General features: G+C 72.6%; 19 protein-coding genes and 1 pseudogene. 11 read left to right on the forward strand and 9 right to left on the reverse strand.

Features of this window, described 5'->3' with window-relative positions:
• The first annotated feature begins 131 nt into the window (after window positions 1-131).
• A complete protein-coding gene (locus LWP59_RS18660) occupies window positions 132-992 on the forward strand; it encodes a MerR family transcriptional regulator (RefSeq protein WP_144641806.1) in 861 nt (286 codons plus the stop codon).
• Here the strand turns inward: LWP59_RS18660 and LWP59_RS18665 are convergent.
• Window positions 983-2,581, reverse strand: coding sequence for a phytoene desaturase family protein (locus tag LWP59_RS18665; RefSeq protein ID WP_144641807.1), 1,599 nt, complete (start codon window positions 2,579-2,581; stop codon window positions 983-985). The genes LWP59_RS18660 and LWP59_RS18665 overlap by 10 nt on opposite strands.
• Before the next feature lie 51 nt (window positions 2,582-2,632).
• On the opposite strand from LWP59_RS18665, the gene LWP59_RS18670 reads away from it, so the two are divergent.
• The gene (locus LWP59_RS18670; protein WP_144641808.1) at window positions 2,633-3,694 is read left to right on the forward strand and encodes an NAD-dependent epimerase/dehydratase family protein; all 1,062 of its coding nucleotides are present in this window, start codon (window positions 2,633-2,635) and stop codon (window positions 3,692-3,694) included.
• Window positions 3,695-3,702: 8 nt separating this feature from the next.
• Here LWP59_RS18670 and LWP59_RS18675 read toward each other — a convergent pair whose 3' ends face one another.
• Window positions 3,703-4,143 carry an SRPBCC family protein gene (locus LWP59_RS18675; RefSeq protein ID WP_144641809.1) on the reverse strand — a complete coding sequence of 147 codons (441 nt, stop codon included), beginning with the start codon at window positions 4,141-4,143 and terminating at the stop codon, window positions 3,703-3,705.
• 139 nt (window positions 4,144-4,282) lie between these two features.
• Here LWP59_RS18675 and LWP59_RS18680 point away from each other — a divergent pair, with 139 nt between their 5' ends.
• The 3 genes from LWP59_RS18680 (at window position 4,283) to LWP59_RS18690 (ending at window position 5,925) form a co-directional block, all read left to right on the forward strand.
• Entirely contained in the window at window positions 4,283-4,435 is a 153-nt protein-coding gene (locus tag LWP59_RS18680; RefSeq protein WP_186383359.1) for a hypothetical protein, read from the forward strand.
• Entirely contained in the window at window positions 4,417-4,791 is a 375-nt protein-coding gene (gene trxA / locus LWP59_RS18685) for a thioredoxin (RefSeq protein ID WP_144641810.1), read from the forward strand. Before LWP59_RS18680 ends, trxA begins: the two co-directional genes overlap by 19 nt.
• 84 nt (window positions 4,792-4,875) lie before the next feature.
• Entirely contained in the window at window positions 4,876-5,925 is a 1,050-nt protein-coding gene (locus LWP59_RS18690; protein ID WP_144641811.1) for a zinc-binding dehydrogenase, read from the forward strand.
• On the opposite strand, the gene LWP59_RS18695 is transcribed toward LWP59_RS18690, so the two are convergent.
• From LWP59_RS18695 to LWP59_RS18720, 7 genes are all read right to left on the reverse strand, one after another.
• Window positions 5,909-7,318: a CoA-binding protein gene (locus tag LWP59_RS18695; RefSeq protein WP_186383360.1), complete on the reverse strand. Its 1,410-nt coding sequence runs from the start codon at window positions 7,316-7,318 to the stop codon at window positions 5,909-5,911. The two genes, LWP59_RS18690 and LWP59_RS18695, sit on opposite strands and share 17 nt — an antisense overlap.
• The gene (locus LWP59_RS18700) at window positions 7,315-8,496 is read right to left on the reverse strand and encodes an acyl-CoA dehydrogenase family protein (RefSeq protein ID WP_144641813.1); all 1,182 of its coding nucleotides are present in this window, start codon (window positions 8,494-8,496) and stop codon (window positions 7,315-7,317) included. The genes LWP59_RS18695 and LWP59_RS18700 overlap by 4 nt, the downstream gene beginning before the upstream one ends.
• Before the next feature lie 16 nt (window positions 8,497-8,512).
• Window positions 8,513-9,301 (reverse strand): enoyl-CoA hydratase/isomerase family protein, encoded by a 789-nt coding sequence (locus LWP59_RS18705; RefSeq protein WP_144641814.1) that lies wholly within the window; start codon window positions 9,299-9,301, stop codon window positions 8,513-8,515.
• Between the two features lie 195 nt (window positions 9,302-9,496).
• A complete protein-coding gene (locus LWP59_RS18710; RefSeq protein ID WP_186383361.1) occupies window positions 9,497-9,640 on the reverse strand; it encodes a hypothetical protein in 144 nt (47 codons plus the stop codon).
• Window positions 9,641-9,856: 216 nt separating this feature from the next.
• Window positions 9,857-9,979: a hypothetical protein gene (locus LWP59_RS40375; RefSeq protein WP_267903788.1), complete on the reverse strand. Its 123-nt coding sequence runs from the start codon at window positions 9,977-9,979 to the stop codon at window positions 9,857-9,859.
• Window positions 9,980-10,070: 91 nt separating this feature from the next.
• Window positions 10,071-10,736: a GntR family transcriptional regulator gene (locus LWP59_RS18715; protein ID WP_191334812.1), complete on the reverse strand. Its 666-nt coding sequence runs from the start codon at window positions 10,734-10,736 to the stop codon at window positions 10,071-10,073.
• Between the two features lie 144 nt (window positions 10,737-10,880).
• Entirely contained in the window at window positions 10,881-12,383 is a 1,503-nt protein-coding gene (locus tag LWP59_RS18720) for a long-chain-fatty-acid--CoA ligase (protein WP_144639528.1), read from the reverse strand.
• A 199-nt stretch (window positions 12,384-12,582) separates the two neighbouring features.
• Between LWP59_RS18720 and LWP59_RS18725 the strand changes: the two genes are divergently transcribed.
• The 6 genes and pseudogenes from LWP59_RS18725 (at window position 12,583) to LWP59_RS18750 (ending at window position 18,068) form a co-directional block, all read left to right on the forward strand.
• Complete coding sequence (locus LWP59_RS18725) at window positions 12,583-13,377, forward strand: ABC transporter ATP-binding protein (protein ID WP_144639531.1); 795 nt, start codon at window positions 12,583-12,585, stop codon at window positions 13,375-13,377.
• A pseudogene (locus tag LWP59_RS18730) lies at window positions 13,370-13,873 on the forward strand (ABC transporter ATP-binding protein); the annotation flags it as partial. The gene LWP59_RS18725 and the pseudogene LWP59_RS18730, both read left to right, overlap by 8 nt.
• A gap of 203 nt (window positions 13,874-14,076) precedes the next feature.
• A complete protein-coding gene (locus LWP59_RS18735) occupies window positions 14,077-14,955 on the forward strand; it encodes a branched-chain amino acid ABC transporter permease (RefSeq protein WP_144639535.1) in 879 nt (292 codons plus the stop codon).
• Window positions 14,952-16,016 carry a branched-chain amino acid ABC transporter permease gene (locus LWP59_RS18740; RefSeq protein ID WP_144639537.1) on the forward strand — a complete coding sequence of 355 codons (1,065 nt, stop codon included), beginning with the start codon at window positions 14,952-14,954 and terminating at the stop codon, window positions 16,014-16,016. The genes LWP59_RS18735 and LWP59_RS18740 overlap by 4 nt, the downstream gene beginning before the upstream one ends.
• 30 nt (window positions 16,017-16,046) lie before the next feature.
• On the forward strand, window positions 16,047-17,351 hold the full coding sequence (locus LWP59_RS18745; RefSeq protein WP_144639540.1) for an ABC transporter substrate-binding protein: 1,305 nt from the start codon (window positions 16,047-16,049) through the stop codon (window positions 17,349-17,351).
• Between the two features lie 126 nt (window positions 17,352-17,477).
• Entirely contained in the window at window positions 17,478-18,068 is a 591-nt protein-coding gene (locus LWP59_RS18750) for a TetR/AcrR family transcriptional regulator (protein ID WP_144639542.1), read from the forward strand.
• Window positions 18,069-18,077 lie beyond the last annotated feature (9 nt).

The raw sequence follows: 18,077 nt of genomic DNA on the forward strand, positions 1-18,077 counted from the left end.
GCACGGTCGACGCTGACCGTTTGTACGGCACGGTCCGGGGCGGCGCAAGGAGCGCCGGTTGCGCGCGGCGCGGGCCGCGAGGAAACTGGCCCCGCCCCGCGGACGCGGGGCCTGGGTGTGACGATGGGACGATGACGCGGGGGAGCCGGGAACCGGAGCCAGGCACCGTGTGGACGGCGGGACAGGTGGCCCGCCACCTGCGGATCGCCGAGTCGACCCTGCGCACCTGGCACCGCCGCTACGGGGTGGGTCCGCACAATCCGCAGCCCGGGCGCTACCGCCGCTACACCGCCGACGACGTCACGCGGCTGCGCCGGATGCGCGACCTCATCAGCTCGGGGATGCTGCCGTCGGACGCGGCGAAGTCCGTCGAGTCCGCCGCGCGCGACGGCGGCTCACCCGGCGAGGATCTGGCCCAGGTGCTCGCCGCCGCCCGCGCGCTGGACTCCGGGCGCTGTCTGCGGGTCGTCGAGCACGCGCTGGGCCGCCAGGGCGTCGTGGAGACCTGGGAACGGCTGTGCCGCCCGGCGCTCGTCGCGATCGACGGCGACCAGCGCGAGGATCCGGACTGTGTGGACACCGAGCACGTGCTGTCGTGGGCGGTTTCCGCGGCGCTGCACCGGGTGCCCCGGGCCGCCGACCGCGCCGACCGGCGCCCGGTGCTGCTCGCCTGCACCGAGACCGAACAGCATTCGCTGGCGCTGGAAGCGCTTTCCGCCGCACTGTCCGAACGCGACCTCCCGGTGCGGATGCTCGGCGCGGCCACTCCGGCGCCGAGCCTCGGCCACGCTGTCGCGGCCGCACGGCCCGTCGCGGTCGTGCTGTGGTCGCAGCGCCCCGAGACGGCGAGCCCGGACTCGATCCGGGTGTTGCGCCAGCACCAGGTGCGCCGCCTCATCGCCGGGCCGGGCTGGCCGTCTCGCCGTCCGTCGGGCACCGAGCACCTCGGCAGCCTGTCCGACGCGTTGCTGATGCTGACCGGTCATCTGTAGACGGCGGCGTTGAGCCGCTGGATCACCCGCCGGTAGGTGGTGCCGCCACGGCTCGCGCGCCGCAGCGCGGCCCGCGCGGCGTTGGCCCCCGGCCCGCCGTGCACGGCCCCGCCCGGATGCGCCGAGGCCCCCGCCAGGAACAGCCGGTCCACCGGGGTGTCCGCGCGTGCGAGGCCGGGCACCGGCCGGAAGAACAGCTGCTGGTGGATCGCGGCGGTGCCGGCGTTGATCGCCCCGCCGACGAGGTTGCCGTCCACATGGAACAGATCGTCCGGGCCGTGGATCGCGCGTGCCTCGATGTGGCCGGTGAAGCCGGGTGCGTGCCGTTCCACGACCGCCTCCAGCCGGTCGGCGAACTGCCGCAGCGAGTCGCGGTCCCACTTGTGCTCGCGTGGCACGTGGGTGTACGCCCAGGCCGACTCGGTGCCGGCGGGCGAGCGGGTCTCGTCGGCGGTGGTCATCTGGCCCAGCAGCAGGAACGGCTTCTCCGGCAACCGGCCCACCGAGAGCGCGTGGTGGTAGTCGGCCAGGCCCGTCATGTCCGCGTCCAGGTGCACGGTCCCGGCCTGGCCGACCTCGGGGTTGCGCCACGGGATGGGCCGCGAGAGCGCCCAGTCCACTTTGACCGTCGGGTCGTCCCAGTGGAACCCGCGCAGGTCTGCGAGCAGCCGGGGCGGGAGCACGTCGGGGTCCAGCAGCTCCCGGTACAGCGTGGGGGCGGGCACTGTGGCCAGCACCGCGCGCCGGGCCCGCACGAGGCGGCCGGAGGCGTCGGAGACCGCGACGGCCTCGCCGCCGGCGGTGTGGATCCGGGTGACCGGGCGCTGGCAGGCGACCCGCCCGCCCGCCGCGGTGAGCCGGTTGGCCAGTGCGATCGCCAGCCGCCCGGCGCCGCCCTCCGGCACCGGGTAACCGACGTCCTGGGCGAGCATCGCCAGCAGCCAGCCGAAGATCGCGCTGCCGGCGTCGCCCGGCCCGAGGTCGGTGTGCTGGGCGTTGCCGGCGAGCAGCAGCTGCGCGCCCTCGCCGGAGAACCGCTCCTCGGCCAGCGCCCGCACCGGCATCGTGACGAGCCGGGCGAAGCGCAGGCTGTCGGCCACCCCGAGCCGGCGGCCCAGCCGCGCGGCGGCGCGCACCGGCGGGAACGGCTGGAACAGCGCGTCGAGCAACTGCTCGCGCATCTGCGTCCAGGCCTCGAACTCCGCGCGCCAGGCGTCGGCGTCGGCGGGGGAGAAGCGCGCCACCGACGCCATCGTCCGGTCGAGGTCGCGGGAGATGACGGCGGCGCGGTCGTCGGGCAGGACGTGGGCCAGCGGTGCGGGTGCGTGCCGCCACCGCAGGCCGTACTCGTGCAGCCCCAGCGCCGAGAGCACCGGTGACGCGGCCCCCAGGGGGTAGAACGCGCTGCACACGTCGTTGCGGAAGCCGGGCGCGGTCAGCTCGGCCGTGCGCACCGCGCCGCCCGGGGTCTCGGCGGCCTCGAGGACGAGGACGTCCCATCCGGCGTCGGCGAGGATGTTCGCGGCCACCAGGCCGTTGTGCCCGGCCCCGACGACGACCGCGTCCACCGTTTCGGCTGCGTGCTCCATGTCCGCAGCTGTACCCGTTTTGACCCGGGCCCGAACGGGCACCAGGAACCGGTGCGCATCGTGGTGACTGGGGCGACCGGAAACGTGGGGACGGCACTGGTCCGGATCCTGCGCGAACAGGACTGCTCGGTGACCGGCCTGGCGCGGCGGATCCCGCCCGCCGAAGGGCCCTACGCCGCCGTCGACTGGGTGCCCGGCGACCTGGCCCGGCCCGCCTCGCTCGAACCGGTGCTGCGTGGCGCCGACGCCTTGGTGCACCTGGCGTGGGCGGTCAACCCCAGCGCCGGGGACCCGCCGATGGCGGCGACCAACCTGACCGGCACCCGGCGGCTGCTCGACGCGGCGGCCGCCGCCGGGGTGCCGCGGATCGTGTGCGCCTCGTCGGTCGCCGCCTACTCACCCGCGCCGCGCTGGGAGCGGGTGCGCGAGGACTGGCCGTGCGACGGGATCTCCGCGAGTGCCTACAGCCGGGGCAAGGCGGAACTGGAACGCCTGCTGGACGTGTTCGCCCGCGAGCACCCCGATGTGCTGCTCACCCGGGTCCGCCCGTGCGCGATCCTGCAGCGCGACGCCGGCGGCGAGTTCGGGCGGTGGCTGCTCAGCCCGCTGCTGCCGGCCGGGATCGTGGCGGTGCCCGGGTTCCCGCTGCCGCTGTGGCCGGAGCTGCGGCTGCAGGTCGTGCACGCGCAGGACGTGGCCGAGGCCGTGTGGCTGGCGCTGTCGGCCGGTTTCTCCGGGCCGGTCAACCTCGCGAGCGACCCGGTGCTGCGCGCGGACGACGTGGCCGGCCTGCTCGGCGCGCTCCGCCTGCCCGTGCCGCGCCCGCTGCTCTCGGGCGCGGCGTGGTCGCTGTGGCGGGCCGGGGTGCAGCCGCTGCATCCCGGCTGGCTCGCGCTGGCCGACGAGGCCGCCCTCGCCGACACCACGCTCGCCCGCACGGAACTGGGCTGGCGCCCGCGGCGGGACGCGGCCGCGGTGCTCGCCGAGTTCGCCGACGGCCTGCGCGACCAGGCCGCCACCAGCGCGAAGGCACTGGCCCCGCGCCCGGCGACACTCCGGGAACGCCTGGCGACGCTGTCGTGGGGACGCCCGAGTCACCAGTCGCAGGCCTGAACCGCGGCTCAGGCCTCGCGGCCGACGGCGATGTCCGCGAGCCGGCGCAGGGACTCGGCGTTGCGCGGCCACAGGGCGAGCGTCTGCAGCGGCCCCGGCACCAGCCGCGCCGGCCCACGGGTCAGCTCCTCGGCCATCACCACCCGCGTACGGCCGCTGTCCAGCGGCTCCAGCGTGATGCGGATTTCCGCCGAGCCGAACAGCCACAGCTCGGCGTGCAGGTCCAGGCGCCGCTCCGGCTCGACCGAGCGCACCACCGTCACGTCGTTGATCCGCAGCGGCCACACCCCGGCGCTGTGGTGGATCCGGCTGCCCGGTTCCGGCCAGCTCTCGTCGACCTGGCGGACCCGCGAGTTGCCCACCACCCAGCTGCCGTAGCTCCAGCCGTCGGCCAGCACCCGGTAGACGGCGTCCGGTGGTGCGGGCACCTCCCGGCTGATCTCCACCACACGGCCTCCCGGGGGCTCGCAACGCTTGTGCATCGTTTCGCGTCCGCCGGGTACCCGGCCGCGCATGGCACACACATCGGACGAAGCCTCAGATACCCGCCTCGAGGGCGTCTCATGCACCGGCGGTGAGTCCGATCGGGTGACCGTGACCGCGGTGGGCAAGCTCGGCGAGGCGCTGGAGACCGTCGAGGTCGCCCGCCACCTGCACCCCGGAATGCCGCGGCGGGATCGGGTGTTGTGCGGGGGGTACTTCCCCCAACCGAGGAGATCGACGTGGCAACGGTCGAACTGACCAAGGAGAACTTCGACGAGACGGTCGGGCGGGACGGCATGGTCCTGGTCGACTTCTGGGCGTCCTGGTGCGGTCCGTGCCGGCAGTTCGCCCCGGTCTACGAGAAGGCGTCCGACACCCACGACGACGTCGTGTTCGGCAAGGTCGACACCGAGGCCCAGCAGGAGCTCGCGGCCGCGTTCGGCATCTCGTCCATCCCGACGCTGATGATCGTGCGCGACGGCGTCGTGCTCTACGCCCAGCCCGGCGCGCTGCCCGAGCCCGCGCTCGAGGAGCTCATCGGCAAGGCCCGCGAGCTGGACATGGACGAGGTCCGCGCCGAGGTCGCCAAGCAGCAGCAGGAGCAGCAGTCCTGACCCGAACGGGCAGCATCGGCCACGGCCGGTCGCGACGGGTGTAGACAGGGGACGCACCGACAGTCACGACCGGAAGGACCCCGGATGGCGACCATGCTGGCCGCACGGCTGGAGATCGACCCGCGCAGGCTCGTCGTGCGCGAGGTCGCGGTACCCGAGCCCGGCCCCGGCGAGGTCCGCGTCAAGGTCGAGGCCGCCGGGGTGTGCCTGTCCGACGCGCACCTGATCGACGGCAGCCTCACCCCGCAGTTCCTCGCCGCCCCGGAGGTCACCCTCGGGCACGAGGTCGCCGGGGTGATCGACGCGATCGGCCCGGACGTGCCGGCGGTGTGGCAGGAAGGCGCGCGCGTCGCGCTCCAGGCCGGCGAACGCTGCGGCCGCTGCGCGAACTGCGTCCGCTTCCGCGACCCGTGCCTGCAGGTCCGCACCCGTGGCGTCGACTACGACGGCGGCTGGGCCGAGTACGCGCTGGCCGCCCAGCACACCCTCGTCCCACTCCCCGACGACCTGCCGTTCGACCAGGCCTCGATCGTCCCGGACGCGGTGTCCACGCCGTGGGGCGCGATCAGCGGCACCGCGCAGGCGAGGCCCGGCCGCCCCGCCGGGGTGTGGGGGGTGGGCGGGCTCGGCGCGCACGCCGTGCAGCTGCTGCGGATGATCGGCGCCGTCCCCATCGTCGCGGTCGACCCGCTGGAGTCCGCGCGCGAGCGGGCCCTGGAGTTCGGCGCCGACCTCGCGCTCGACCCCGCCGACCCGGACCTGGGCAAGCAGGTGTCCGCCGCGACCGGCGGCGCCGGCCTCGACACCGCCTTCGACATGGCGGGGGTGCCCGCCGTGCGCGAGCAGGCCGTCAGCTGCCTCGGCTTCGGCGGCAAGCTCGTCCTCGTCGGGCTCACCCCGCGGCCGCTGACCATCACCGACAGCATCCCGCTGAGCTTCCGGCGCAAGCAGATCCTGGGCCACTACGGCTCCGGCCCCGGCGACGTCGAGACCCTGATCGGCCTCGCCCGGCACCACCGGGTCGAGTGGAGCCGCTCCATCAGCGGCCACCTGCCCCTGGCCGAGGCGGCCGACGCCGTCGACCGCCTCGTGCGCAAGGAAGGCGACCCGATCCGCCTCATCCTGCGGCCGTGACCTCCCTGGTCAATGCCGCCAGCGCCGCGGCCGTCCGGCGGCCGCTGGTGAACGCCGCGATGCCGAACTGCTCCAGCAGCCGCAGGCTGCGCGGCGCGGGACGGGTGTAGCTGTAGATCACCAGCGGCACCTGGCCCGCCAGCGCGATCAGCTCCTCCTGCTCCCGTTCCAGCTGCTTGGCGTCGGCCAGCGTGGCGACGAGCACGAGCGCGTCGACCTCGCCGCTGTCGGCCAGCAGCCGCAGCACCGGCGAGATCCCGCCCCGGCTGAGTACCTGCGCCGTGGTGTCCACCGGGTTCGCCGCGCTGCCGTAGGCCGGGATCAGCGCCCGCAGCCGCTCCTGCGTCCCGGCGCCCAGCACGGGCAGCCGCAGGCCTGCCAGCACCAGGTCGTCCGCCAGCCAGGTGCCGGCCCCGCCCGAGGTCGTCACCACGCCGACCCGCCGTCCCGCCGGGACCCGGGTCCGCGAGAACACCATCGCCAGGTCCACCAGCTCCTCCTGGTCGGCGGCCAGCAGCACGCCGCCCTCGTCCAGCGCCCGCGCGAACTGCGCCCCGTCGCCCGGGTCGTGCGCGGTGTGGGCGAGCGCGGCGCGCCGCCCGGCGGCGGTCGTGCCGACCTTTGCCGCGATCACCTGCTTGCCCTGCGCCCGCGCGGCCGCGCCGATCTTCGCCAGCCGCCCCGGGTCCGTCAGGCCCTCGACGAACAGCAGCAGCACCCGCGTCGCCGGGTCCTGCACGAGGTGCTCCGCCACGTCGGCCAGGTCCAGGTCCACCTCGTTGCCGGTGCTGACGACGTGGCTGAACCCGAGCCCGCGGCCGAGCCCGTCGTTGAACAACGCGAACCCCAGCCCGCCGCTCTGGGCGACCACCGCGACGTCCCCGGCGATCAGCCGGTCGAGCCCGCGGTCGTAGTTGATCGTCGGGCTGAACCCCACCGGGATCGCGTCCACGACGTTCATCAGCCCCTCGGCGTTGGGTCCCAGCACCCGCATCCGCGGGAACTGGTCGCACAGCGCCCGCAGCTCGCGCTGGCGCCGTCCGCCGTCGGACTGCTCGGCGAACCCGGAGCTGATGATCACCACGAACCGCGCGCCCGCGCGCCCGCACTCGGCGACGACGGTGTTGACCCGTTCGGCGTTGACCACGACGAGCGCGATGTCCACCGGGTCCGGCACCGCCCCGATCCCGGGATAGCAGCGCAGCCCGTCGATGCTGTCGTGGCGCGGGTTCACCGGGTACACCGCGCCGCGGTAGCCGTGCTGGGCCAGCATCCGCTGCGGCAGCCCGGAGATGATGTCCGGGGTCGCCGACGCACCGACGATCGCGATCGACGCCGGGCGCAGCAGCGGGCCGAGGTCCAGCCGCGAGTGCTCGCCCACCGCCGCGGTCACGAGGTCCGGCCCAGCGCCGCGCCGCCGAGCATGTCCCGCGCGATGAGGAACCGGTGGATCTCGCTCGGCCCCTCCACCACCCTGGCCACCCGCAGCCCGCGGAACCAGTGCTCCAGCGGCAGGTCCTTGGTCATGCCCATGCCGCCCAGGATCTGCATCATCGCGTCCACCACGGCGAACCCGGTCTCGGTGCCGTACAGCTTCGCGATCGACGCCTTCGTCCGCGCGTCCCGGCCCTGGTCGGCGTCCCAGGCTGCCTCCCAGGTCAGGTGCCGGGCGGCGGTGATCCGCACCCGCGCGTCGGCGATGGCGAACTGCACCGCCTGGCGGGTGGCCAGCAGCGCGCCGAACGTCTCGCGCGACTTGGCCCAGTCGCTCGCGATCCGCACCGCTTCCTCGGCGACCCCGATCGCCTGCGCCGCGTACCGCAGCCTGCCGCGCACCAGCCACTGCTGCGCGAGCCCGAAGCCCTGGCCCTCCTCGCCGATGAGGTTCTCCGCCGGGACCACGCAGTCGTCGAAGAGCACCTCGGTGGTCCAGTGGTCACGCAGCACCGGCACGCTGGTGACGTTCATCCCGGGAGTGCCGGCGTCGATGAGGATCGCGCTGATCCCGCCCCGCCCGGCGGTACGGTCGGTGCGGGCGTAGACGATCCCGTAGCGCGCGGAGTCCGCCCCGGTGGTCCACAGCTTGTGCCCGTTGATGCGGTAGGTGTCCCCGTCACGGGTCGCGGTCGTCCGGATCGCCCGCGCCGGGTCCGACCCGCCGGTCGGCTCGCTGATCGCGGTGAACGCCGGCCACGAGTGCTCGATCGTGGGCAGCACGTACTTCTCGATCTGACGCGGGCTGCCCTTGTACAGCACCACCGGTGGCTCGATGCCGAACACGCCGCCGCCGGGGGAGGGGAAGCTGTAGCGGTGCTTGGCCATCTGCTCGGTGAGCACGATCCCCTCGAACGTGCTCAGCCCGCCGCCGCCGAACTCCTTCGGCGCCTCCAGGCACCAGAACCCGGCGTCACGCGCCTTCTGCCGCAGCTTCGCCAGCTGCTCGGCGGGGATCGCCCGGGCGTCGCCCGGCACGGCGGCCTCCGCGGGCACGATCTCCTCGCGGACGAACTCCGCAATCGTGTCCGACAGCATCTTCAGCTCTTCGGGAAGGTCGAAACCTTGGAACGGCAAGGGAAGTCCTTTCTGGTCAGTGGCCGGCGTAGCTGCCGGGACGCTGCTCGCGGAACGCGGCGAGCGCCTCGGCGGAGTCCTGTGTGGATGTCACGACGGCCATGTGGGACGAGATGAGGTCCAGTGCGGTGCGCAGGTCGCTGCGCGCGGACTGGTAGACCGCGCGTTTGATGGTGCGCACCGCGATCGGGGGCGCGTCGGCGAGCTTGCGGGCCAGCCGGGTCACGGCCGCCGGCAGCTCGTCGTCGTCGACGACGTGGTTGGCGATGCCCAGGCGCGCGGCCTCCTCGGCGTCGATGAAGTCGCCGGTGAGCAGCAGCTCCAGCGCCTTCGCGTGGCCCACCAGGCGCGGCAGGTAGTAACAGCCGCCGTCGCCGGGCACCAGGCCGACCCGGATGTAGCCCTCCGACAGCCGTGCCGACCGGGCGATGATCCGCATGTCGCACATCAGCGCCATGTCCATGCCCGCACCCACCGCGACCCCGTTGATCCCGGCGATCACCGGCTTGTCCAGGTCCTCCAGGGCGAACGGGATGCGGTGGATGTGCTCGCTCAGGTGCTGCTTGCGCTGCAACGGGGTCGGGCGCTCGCCCGACATCGACCCCGAGCCCAGGTCCACCCCCGAGCAGAACGCGTCCCCCGCACCGGTCAGCACGATCACCCGGACGTCGGGATCGGTGCGGGCGCCGACGAGGATCTCGGCCCACTGCTCGATCATCTCGTGGGTGAAGGCGTTCTTGCGGTGCGGCCGGTTCAGCAGGATCGTGCCGATCCCGTCGGCGACCGTGTACTCCAGGTCTGCCATCAAACGTCCTTTCAGTGTTCTGCGGTGTTCCGCACCCGTCCGGTCCTCGGACGCGGAGGCTGCTTCATCGCGTCCGCTGCCTGCGGTCCTTTCAGTCGGTGAGCAGCGTCGAGTAGCCGGTCATCAACCATTTCGACGGCAGGTGGTCGGCGAGCCAGCCCACCACGATCTGGCTGCCCAGCGGGGCCCGGTTGCTCAGCCCGAACAGGAACGCCGCCGCGCCGCGTCACGCAGGAACCGGCCTGCCGCGAGCACCAGCAGCAGCGGCGCGAACGCGATGAAGAACAGCGGCCGCCACCCTTTGGCCTTTCTCGCCTGGGCCCTGGTTTCGATGGACAACGTGACGCTCGGCGTCGCCGTGCCCGCGCTGGCCCCGGCCCCGCACCTGTCACTGTCCACAATGGAATACCTCGTCGGGGTGTTCTCGTTCGTCACCTAGGAGAGAGCTGGAAGTTCGCGCGGCGGCCGAACCGGTCGATCAGCCGCCCGGCGAGCACCGGGGCGGCGAATCAACACCCTCGTCGCCGAGGAGACGCCCCGGCGGCGGCGCGGGGATCACGGGCACGATCGCGGCGGTGCTGCTGCCCGCGCCAGCAGGACCACGAAGATCACGTAACCGGTGCTGCTGCGGCCCGCGGGCGGGGTCTGTTGTGCGGATCGGGGTCGGGCAGAGGTCATGACGGTGCCTCCTTGCACACGTCGCGGCGCCCGGGGCAGCACGGGGCGCACCGGCGGTCATGCCGGTGTCGCGGTTCCCGTGGGGCGGGCGCTACCGGTGGGGGTGGGAGAGCACCGAGACGACGTCCTGCTCGCCGGTGCCCCGATGGTCGTCCATGAACTGGATCAACCGCTCCACATCGCCGCGCCGCAGCGCGTCGATGAGCTTGTCGTGATCGGCCACGATGCGCACCCGCGCGGCGCGCTCAGTGCTGTAGACCAGGCGGTAGGGCGAGGTCTTCTCCCACAGCCGCGCCGTTTCGGCGACGACGTGGGGCAGCCCGGACAGCCGGAACATCCGGAAGTGGAACTCCTGGTTGAGCTGCCTGAGCTCGCGGGAGGGGTTGTCGATCAGCTCGGCCATCCGGCCGTTGAGCTCGGTGAGCGCAGCCAGCTCGGCCTCGGGCACCGAGCTGACCCGGCGCAGCAGCTCGGTCTCCAGCAGCCGCCGCATCAGGTAGATCTGGCTCAGCTCGTCCGCGGACAGCCGGGCCACCACGAACCCCCCGGTGGGGGAGGGCTCGACGAGGCCTTCCGACTCGAGGTTCTTCAGCGCCTCGCGGACCGGGACGCGGCTGATCCCCAGCTGCTCGGCGACCGCGGCCTGCCGGATCGGCTGACCCGGCAGCAGGACACCGTCGTGCACCAGCTCCCGCAGCGCGAGCACGGCCCGCTCCGCGAGCGACGTCGTCCGCGCCTGAGTCGGTGTCTCGGGCATCCCGGCCTCCTCGAACGCGGAGTGAATACAATCATGAATACGCTGCTGTATTCAGTGCGGTCAACCCCCTGGGGGTGGCGCATACCGGGCCGAACAGGCAGCGGGCCGCCTTTCACGCGAAAGGCGGCCCGCTGTGCCGGGGTTTCAGGGCAGGGCGCGTTTGAGGATCTTGCCGGTCGAGGTCATCGGCAGCTCGTCCTGCACGATGATCCGGCGCGGGTACTTGTACTCGGCGAGCCGCTCCCGGGCGAACGCGGAGAGCTCCTCGACGTCGACCTCGTGCCCGGTGCGCGGCACCACGTAGGCGACGACCTCCTGCCCGAGCCGTTCGTGCGGCTGCCCGACCACGGCTGTCATCGCCACCGACGGGTGCTGCAGCAGCACCTGCTCCACCTCCGCCGGGTACACGTTGTAGCCGCCGCGCAGGATGAGGTCCTTGAGCCGGTCGACGACGTAGAGCCAGCCGTCCTCGTCGAAGCGGCCCAGGTCGCCGGTGTGGAACCAGCCGTCGCGGATCGCCTCGGCCGTCGCCTCCGGGCGGTTGAAGTAGCCCAGCATCAGGCAGTGGCCGCGGATGACGATCTCGCCGACCGTGCCGGCGGGTACCGGCTGGTCCTGGTGGTCGAAGACCTGGATGTCCACCCCCCACACCGGCTTGCCGACCGACGCCGGGCGGATCGGCTCGTCCCACGGGCAGAACGTGACCGTAGGGCTGGTCTCGGACAGCCCGTAGCCCTGGCGGATCTGCAGCCCGCACAGCCGGTCGAACCGCTCGAAGACCGCCACCGGCAGCGGGGCGCCGCCGGAGGTGATCAGCCGGACGGTCTCGGCCGCCTTGCGCAGCCGCACGCCGTCGGGGTCGACCTGCAGGAAGGCCTGGAACATCGAGGGCACCCCGGAGAACAGCGTGACCCGGTGCTCGATGAGCAGGTCCAGGGCCGTGCCGGGGTCGAACCGGGGGAGCAGCACGAGTGTGGCGCCGCCGTGGATGTTGCCGTTGAGCACCGAGGTCTGCCCGAAGATGTGGTAGAGCGGCAGGGCCACCAGCACCACGTCGTGGTCGTGCTTCGGGATCAGCAGTTCCTTCATCCGCGCGTTGAGCAGCAGGCTCACGTGCGAGAGGGTGGCGCCTTTCGGGGTGCCGGTGGTGCCGCTGGTGTAGATGATCACCGCCGGGTCCTCCGCCCCGGTCGGCTCGGTCGCCGCCGTCCCGGGATGCGGGGCGAGCAGGTCCGCCAGCTCGCCGAGCGCGATCACCTCCGGCGTGCCCGGCGCGGCCGCCGCGGCCCGGCGCGCGGTGTCCAGCACCGGCAGCTGCTCGCTGCCCTCCCACGCGAACACCGCCACCGCGCCGCTGTCGCCGAAGATGAACTCCAGCTCGCGCTCCTTGAGCAGCGGGTTGAGCGGGACCACCACCGCGCCGGCCTTGAGCAGCCCGAAGTAGACGACGGGGAACTCGGGCAGGTTCGGGCAGATCAGCGCCACCCGGTCGCCGGGGCGCACCCCGCGGGCGCGGACGGCCTCCGCGAGCTGCCGGGCCTTGCGGTCCAGCTCGGCGTAGCTGATGGTCTGCTCGCCGGAGACCACGGCGGTCCGGTCGGGGTGTGCCCGCGCGGTCGACTCCAGCAGTACCGAGAGATTGAGCATCGACTCCCCTTTTCAGAACGCCGTTCGGTGCTACTCGCACGGTAGCAAGTGCCCCGGTCACGGGGAGATAACACCGTGGCGGCCGATTTGCCTGATTTCCCGGAAGGTCTGGGCAAGCCGGACCCGGCGTTGTACTGTTCGCCCGAACCGAATCCCGTTCGGTGATCTGCACCCTGCAACGAGGCGGTGGTCGCGAGACATGCTCGACGCCGGTCCACTGTTACGGGCCGAGGGGCTGTGTGTGTCCTTCGGTGGCCTTCAAGTGCTCAACAAGGTTTCGGTCGAGGTGACCCCCGGCACCGTGCTGGGCGTCATCGGCCCCAACGGAGCCGGCAAGACCACCCTGTTCAACACCGTGTGCGGCTTCGTCCGGCCCGAATCCGGTTCGCTCCACTTCGACGGGCGACCACTGCGCCGGCCCCGGCCGCACCAGCTGACCCGCCACGGCATCGCCCGCACGCTGCAGGGGCTCGGCCTGTTCCCGCGGCTGACGGTGCTGGAGAACGTGCTCGCCGGCGCCACCGCCCGCGCCCGCACCGGCGCGCTGCCCGCACTGCTCGCCTCGCCGTGGGCACAACGCCACGACCGGCGCCTGGCCGCGCAGGCCATGGACGTGCTGGAGACGCTGGACATCGCGGCCGAGGCCCGCCGGGTGTGCGCCAGTCTTCCTTACGGGACAAGGAAACGCGTCGCGCTCGCCCGCGCACTGGTCAGCGAGCCACGGCTGCTGCTGCTCGACGAGCCCGCCGCGGGACTGTCCGAAACGGAGACCGCGGAGCTCGCCGGCATCGTGCGCGGCCTGCGCGAGCGCACCACCGTCATGCTCGTCGAACACCACATGGACTTCGTGATGAACCTGTGCGACCAGCTCGTCGTCCTCGACTTCGGCGAGGTCATCGCCCGCGGCACCCCCGCCGAGGTCCGCGCGGACCCGGTCGTGCAGCGCGCGTACCTGGGCGAAGCGGTCGAGGCCGCCGGAGGCCGCGATGCTTGAGATCACCGGGCTGGTCGCCGAGTACGGCCCGGTGCGGGCACTCGACGGGATCGACATCACTGTCGAGCGCGGTTCGATCACCGCCGTGCTGGGCGTCAACGGCGCCGGCAAGACCACCCTGCTGCGCTCGATCAGCGGCCTGCTGCCCGCGAAGTCCGGTGCGGTGCGCCTCGCCGGACGCGACATCACCCGCGCCGGCCCCGAGGACCTCGTGCGGCTCGGCGTCTCGCACGTCCCGGAGGGCCGCGGCGTCATCGTCGAGCTGACGGTGGAGGAGAACCTGCGCCTCGGCGGGCTGTGGCGACGCGACCGCGCCTGGCTCAAGACCGGCCTGGCGCAGATGCTCGAGCTGTTCCCGCCGCTGGCGCAGCGCCGCCGCCGGCGGGCCGAGACGCTCTCGGGCGGCGAGCGGCAGATGCTCGCCATCGCCCGCGCGCTGATGAGCCGCCCGGAGCTGCTGCTGCTCGACGAGCCCTCGCTCGGGCTCGCCCCGCGCACCGCCGCGCAGATCGTGGCGACCCTGCGCACCCTGCGCGAGGACACCGGGCTGACCCTGCTGCTCGTCGAGCAGAACGCCGGCACCGCGCTGTCGGTCGCCGACCGCGCGGTCGTGCTCAACCTCGGCCGCAAGGTGGCCGACGACGCCGCCGCGAGCCTCGCCGCCGACGACCGCGTCCGGCGCGCCTACCTGGAGGGGTGATGGGCCGTTTCCTCGACCTGACGCTGGCGGGAATCACCAGCGGCGCGGTGTACGCCGCGGTCGCGCTGGCACTGGTGCTGATCTGGCGCTCGACCCGGATCGTCAACTTCGCCCAGGGCGGCATGCTGATGGTCACCACGTTCCTCGCCTACACCGTCGTCAGCCACGGCGGGTCCTACTGGCTCGCACTGCTCGTGGCCGTCCTCAGTGGACTGATCCTGGGCGCGGTGGTGGAACGGCTGCTGATCCGGCCGGTGGAGAACCGATCGCCGTTGGACGCCGTGGTGGTGACCTTCGGCCTGCTGGTGCTGCTGCAGGGGCTCGCCGGGATGATCTTCGGCGGCACCCCGCGCTCGTACCCGCCCGGCTTCGCCATCACCGGGTTCCGCGTCGGTGACCACCAGTTGTTGTTCTCTCCCAACGACTTGTGGGTCATCCTCGTCGTGCTCGGGGTGATGGCGGTGCTGGCCGTGGTGTTCCGGCGGACCTCGCTGGGCCTGCGGATGCGCTCGGCCGCGTTCGCCCCGGAGGTCGCCCGGCTGCTCGGCGTCCGCGTCGGGCGGATGCTCACCATCGGCTGGGCGCTGGCCGCCGTCGTCGGCGCGGTCGCCGGGGTGCTCATCGCGCCCAGCACCTTCGTCAGCCCGAGCGCCTTCGACGCGACGCTCGTGTTCGGCTTCACCGCGGCGGTCATCGGCGGGCTCGACAGCCCGCCCGGCGCGGTGGTCGGCGGGCTCGTCCTCGGCGCGGTGCTCAGCTACGTGGCCGGTTACCTCGGCTCCGACGTCGTCACGCTGGCGTCCCTGGTCGTGTTGATCCTCGTGCTGATGGTCCGCCCCAGCGGGCTGTTCGGCACGAAGGCGGGACGGCGGGTATGACGGCGACGAAGGAACGGGAAAACCCGGTGAAGGCCCCGAAGGTGCCGCCCGCGTGGCGGGAGTCCACTTTGCTGCGTCACCTGTTCTGGTCGGTGCTGGGCCTGCTCGCGCTGTACCTGTTGTCGATCTCGCTCGACCCGTTCCGCAACCTGCAACTGGCCCAGATCTGCTACATGGCGATCGCGACGGCCGGGCTGACCGTGCTGTCCGGCCTCAGTGGACAGATCTCGCTCGGCCACGGCGCGTTCGTCGCGGTGGGCGCGTACTCGACCGCGTTGCTGCTGGAACACGAGCAGTGGCCGATCGCGCTGGTGCTCGTCGTCTCGGCCGCGATCACCGCCGCCCTCGGCGCGCTCGTCGGCGTCGCCGCCGCCCGCCTGCGCGGCCCGTACCTCGCCGGCGCGACCCTCGCGCTCGCGGTCGGCCTGCCGTCGCTGGCGGACTACCACGGGCTGCGCGAGGTCCTCGGCGGCGCCAACGGCCTGATCGTGACCCCGCCCCCGCCGCCGCTGTCGCTCGGCGAGTCGTTCCCGCTCGAGCGCTGGCAGGCCTGGATCGGCGGGCTGTGCCTGGTGATCGTGTTGTTCCTGCTGGCGAACCTGGTGCGCAGCCCGGTCGGGCGCAACATGCGGCTCGTCCGGGAGGACGAGGACGCCGCCGCGCTGTCCGGCGTGCACGTGGCCCGCACCCAGATCCTCGCGTTCTGGGTCAGCGCCGGCTGCGCCGGCCTCGCGGGCGGGCTGTTCGCGATGGTCAACAACCTTGCCTCACCCGGCGCGTTCACCCTCACCCTGTCGCTGTCGCTGCTGACCGCGGCGGTACTCGGCGGGATGGGCAGCCTCGCGGGAGCCGTGTACGGCGCGGTGATCGTGACGCTGCTGCCCAACTGGTCCAACAACCTCGCGCAGTCGGCGAACCTGCCCCAGGAGGTCTACGCCAACGTGCCGCTGGTGCTCTACGGCGTCGTGCTGATCGTGGTGATCATGCTCTTCCCCGGTGGCATCCAGTCCGGCGTCCGCTGGGCAGGGGTGTTCCTGCGCTCGAAGATCCGCCCCGAGTAACACCCGAGAAATTCCGGTGAAGGAGAAGAAATGGCCGCTTCGAGACAGGTGCGGGCAGGTATCGCGCTGACCGCCGCACTGGCGCTGACGCTCAGCGCGTGCGCCGGGGGAGGGGGCGGCGGGAGCAGCACGCCCGGCGTCACCGACAACTCGGTGACCATCGGCAGCACCATCCCGCTGACCGGGCCCGCGGCCCCGGGCTACAGCGAGCAGGGCCCGGCGGCGAAGGCGTTCTTCGACTACGTCAACGCCAACGGCGGGGTCAACGGGCGCCAGATCAGCCTCAAGTACCTCGACGACGGCTACAACCCGGCGCAGACGGTGACGCTGACCAAGCAGCTGGTGTTGCAGGACAACGTGTTCGCGGTCGTCGGCGCGCTCGGCACCCCGACCCACACCAAGGTCGTGGACTTCCTCAACAGCTCCCGGGTGCCCGACCTGTTCGTCGCCTCGGGCTGCACCTGCTGGGACAACCCCAAGGAACACCCCTACACCTACGGCTGGCAGCCCGACTACACCGTCGAGGGCAAGATCCTCGGCGACTACGTGAAGAAGAACTTCGCCGGGAAGAAGGTCGCCTACTTCTACCAGGACGACGACTTCGGCCGGGACGGCATGAAGGGCCTGGACAAGTACATCGACCCGAGCCAGGTCGTGCAGCGCCAGCCCTACCAGCCGGGCAACACCGACGTGGCGGCGCAGGTCTCCGCGATCGCCCGGTCGCAGGCCGACGTCGTGGTGCTCGAGACGATCCCCGCCTACACCGCGCTGTTCAAGCTGACTTCGCTGAAGCTGGGCTACAACCCGAAGCTGCTCGCCTCGAGCGTCGGCGCCGACCCGATCACCGTGTCGGGGCTGCTGGAGAACTTCGCCAAGCAGTCCGGCGCCTCGGTGAAGGGCTCGGACCTGATCGAGGGCCTGGTCACCAGCGCGTACCTGCCGGCGCTGAACGACATGAGCAACTCCTGGACGGCGTTGTTCAAGAAGATCCACGACCAGTACATCCCGAACGTTCCGTTCGACGGGAACGTGTACTACGCGATGTCCTACGCTTACACCTTCGTGCAGGCGCTGCAGGCGGCCGGGAAGAACCTGACCCGGCAGGGCCTGATCGACGCGCTGAACAAGGGCGGCCTGCGCGGACCGGGCCTGGTGCCCTTCCGCTACGGCGCGGACAGCCACGCCGGGTTCACCGGCGGCCAGATCGCGATCGTGCAGAGCGGGGCGCAGGCCGCGCAGGGCACACCGGTCACCACGGACGACGCCGACGGGCCCGTCGTCCCGTACACCGAAAAGCAGCCGACGGCCCCGCCCAACGGGATCCCGGCGGCATGAGCCCCGGGGGCGGGTGCCTACGCGCCGGGCACCCGCCCCCGGGCCGGCCTCCACGACGGCGTGAAAACGGAATCGGACCTGTGTGCCTGCGGTCGTCACCGCCGGGACATCCGGCACAATCGGGGCATGACTGAGGTGGCAGGCAGCAAGAGAGCACAGATCACGCGCGCGGCACTGCTCGAGGCGGCGCGCGAGGTCTTTTCCGCTGCCGGCTATGACGCCGCCAACATGGTCGACATCGCCGACCGCGCCGGAGCCAGCATCGGCAGTCTCTACCACCACTTCGCCGCCAAGTCCGACCTCTACATCACGCTGTACAACGAGTACCAGCGACGGCAGCAGCACCGCTCGGCACAGGCCTTCCGCACGGCGCTCGACCGCGGTGAGAAGGACGCGCTGCAGCTGTTCATCATCGGCACCCGCGCCTACCTGGAAGGCTGCTGGGAGGAACGCGAGCTCGCCACGATGTTCCTCTCCGGCGGCGGTCCGGCCGGGTTCGGCCTGCTGACCCGGCAGCGGTTCCGCGAGTGGCTGCACGCGAACTCCACCCTCACCAACGGCCACACCCGGCCGTTGAGCGAGATGCTCGTGCTGTGCCTGACCGCGATGGCCACCGAGGCGGGACGAGAGGTCGCGAGCGCGCCCAGCCGCGCCAAGGCCCGCCGGATGGTCGACGAGGTCCTCGAACTGATGCGGCGGCTGTACCCCAGCTCGTAGCTGTGCTTG

This window comes from Amycolatopsis acidiphila (genome assembly GCF_021391495.1).
GTDB lineage: Bacteria > Actinomycetota > Actinomycetes > Mycobacteriales > Pseudonocardiaceae > Amycolatopsis_E > Amycolatopsis_E acidiphila.

Excerpts from the sequence above, each read along its gene's own strand:
- LWP59_RS18660 (WP_144641806.1), top strand. The coding sequence starts at position 132 with ATGACGCGGGGGAGCCGGGAACCGGAGCCAGGCACCGTGTGGACGGCG.
- LWP59_RS18665 (WP_144641807.1), bottom strand. The coding sequence starts at position 2,581 with ATGGAGCACGCAGCCGAAACGGTGGACGCGGTCGTCGTCGGGGCCGGG.
- LWP59_RS18690 (WP_144641811.1), top strand. The coding sequence starts at position 4,876 with ATGGCGACCATGCTGGCCGCACGGCTGGAGATCGACCCGCGCAGGCTC.
- LWP59_RS18705 (WP_144641814.1), bottom strand. The coding sequence starts at position 9,301 with ATGGCAGACCTGGAGTACACGGTCGCCGACGGGATCGGCACGATCCTG.
- LWP59_RS40375 (WP_267903788.1), bottom strand. The coding sequence starts at position 9,979 with ATGACCTCTGCCCGACCCCGATCCGCACAACAGACCCCGCCCGCGGGC.
- LWP59_RS18715 (WP_191334812.1), bottom strand. The coding sequence starts at position 10,736 with ATGCCCGAGACACCGACTCAGGCGCGGACGACGTCGCTCGCGGAGCGG.
- LWP59_RS18720 (WP_144639528.1), bottom strand. The coding sequence starts at position 12,383 with ATGCTCAATCTCTCGGTACTGCTGGAGTCGACCGCGCGGGCACACCCC.
- LWP59_RS18725 (WP_144639531.1), top strand. The coding sequence starts at position 12,583 with ATGCTCGACGCCGGTCCACTGTTACGGGCCGAGGGGCTGTGTGTGTCC.
- LWP59_RS18735 (WP_144639535.1), top strand. The coding sequence starts at position 14,077 with ATGGGCCGTTTCCTCGACCTGACGCTGGCGGGAATCACCAGCGGCGCG.
- LWP59_RS18740 (WP_144639537.1), top strand. The coding sequence starts at position 14,952 with ATGACGGCGACGAAGGAACGGGAAAACCCGGTGAAGGCCCCGAAGGTG.
- LWP59_RS18745 (WP_144639540.1), top strand. The coding sequence starts at position 16,047 with ATGGCCGCTTCGAGACAGGTGCGGGCAGGTATCGCGCTGACCGCCGCA.
- LWP59_RS18750 (WP_144639542.1), top strand. The coding sequence starts at position 17,478 with ATGACTGAGGTGGCAGGCAGCAAGAGAGCACAGATCACGCGCGCGGCA.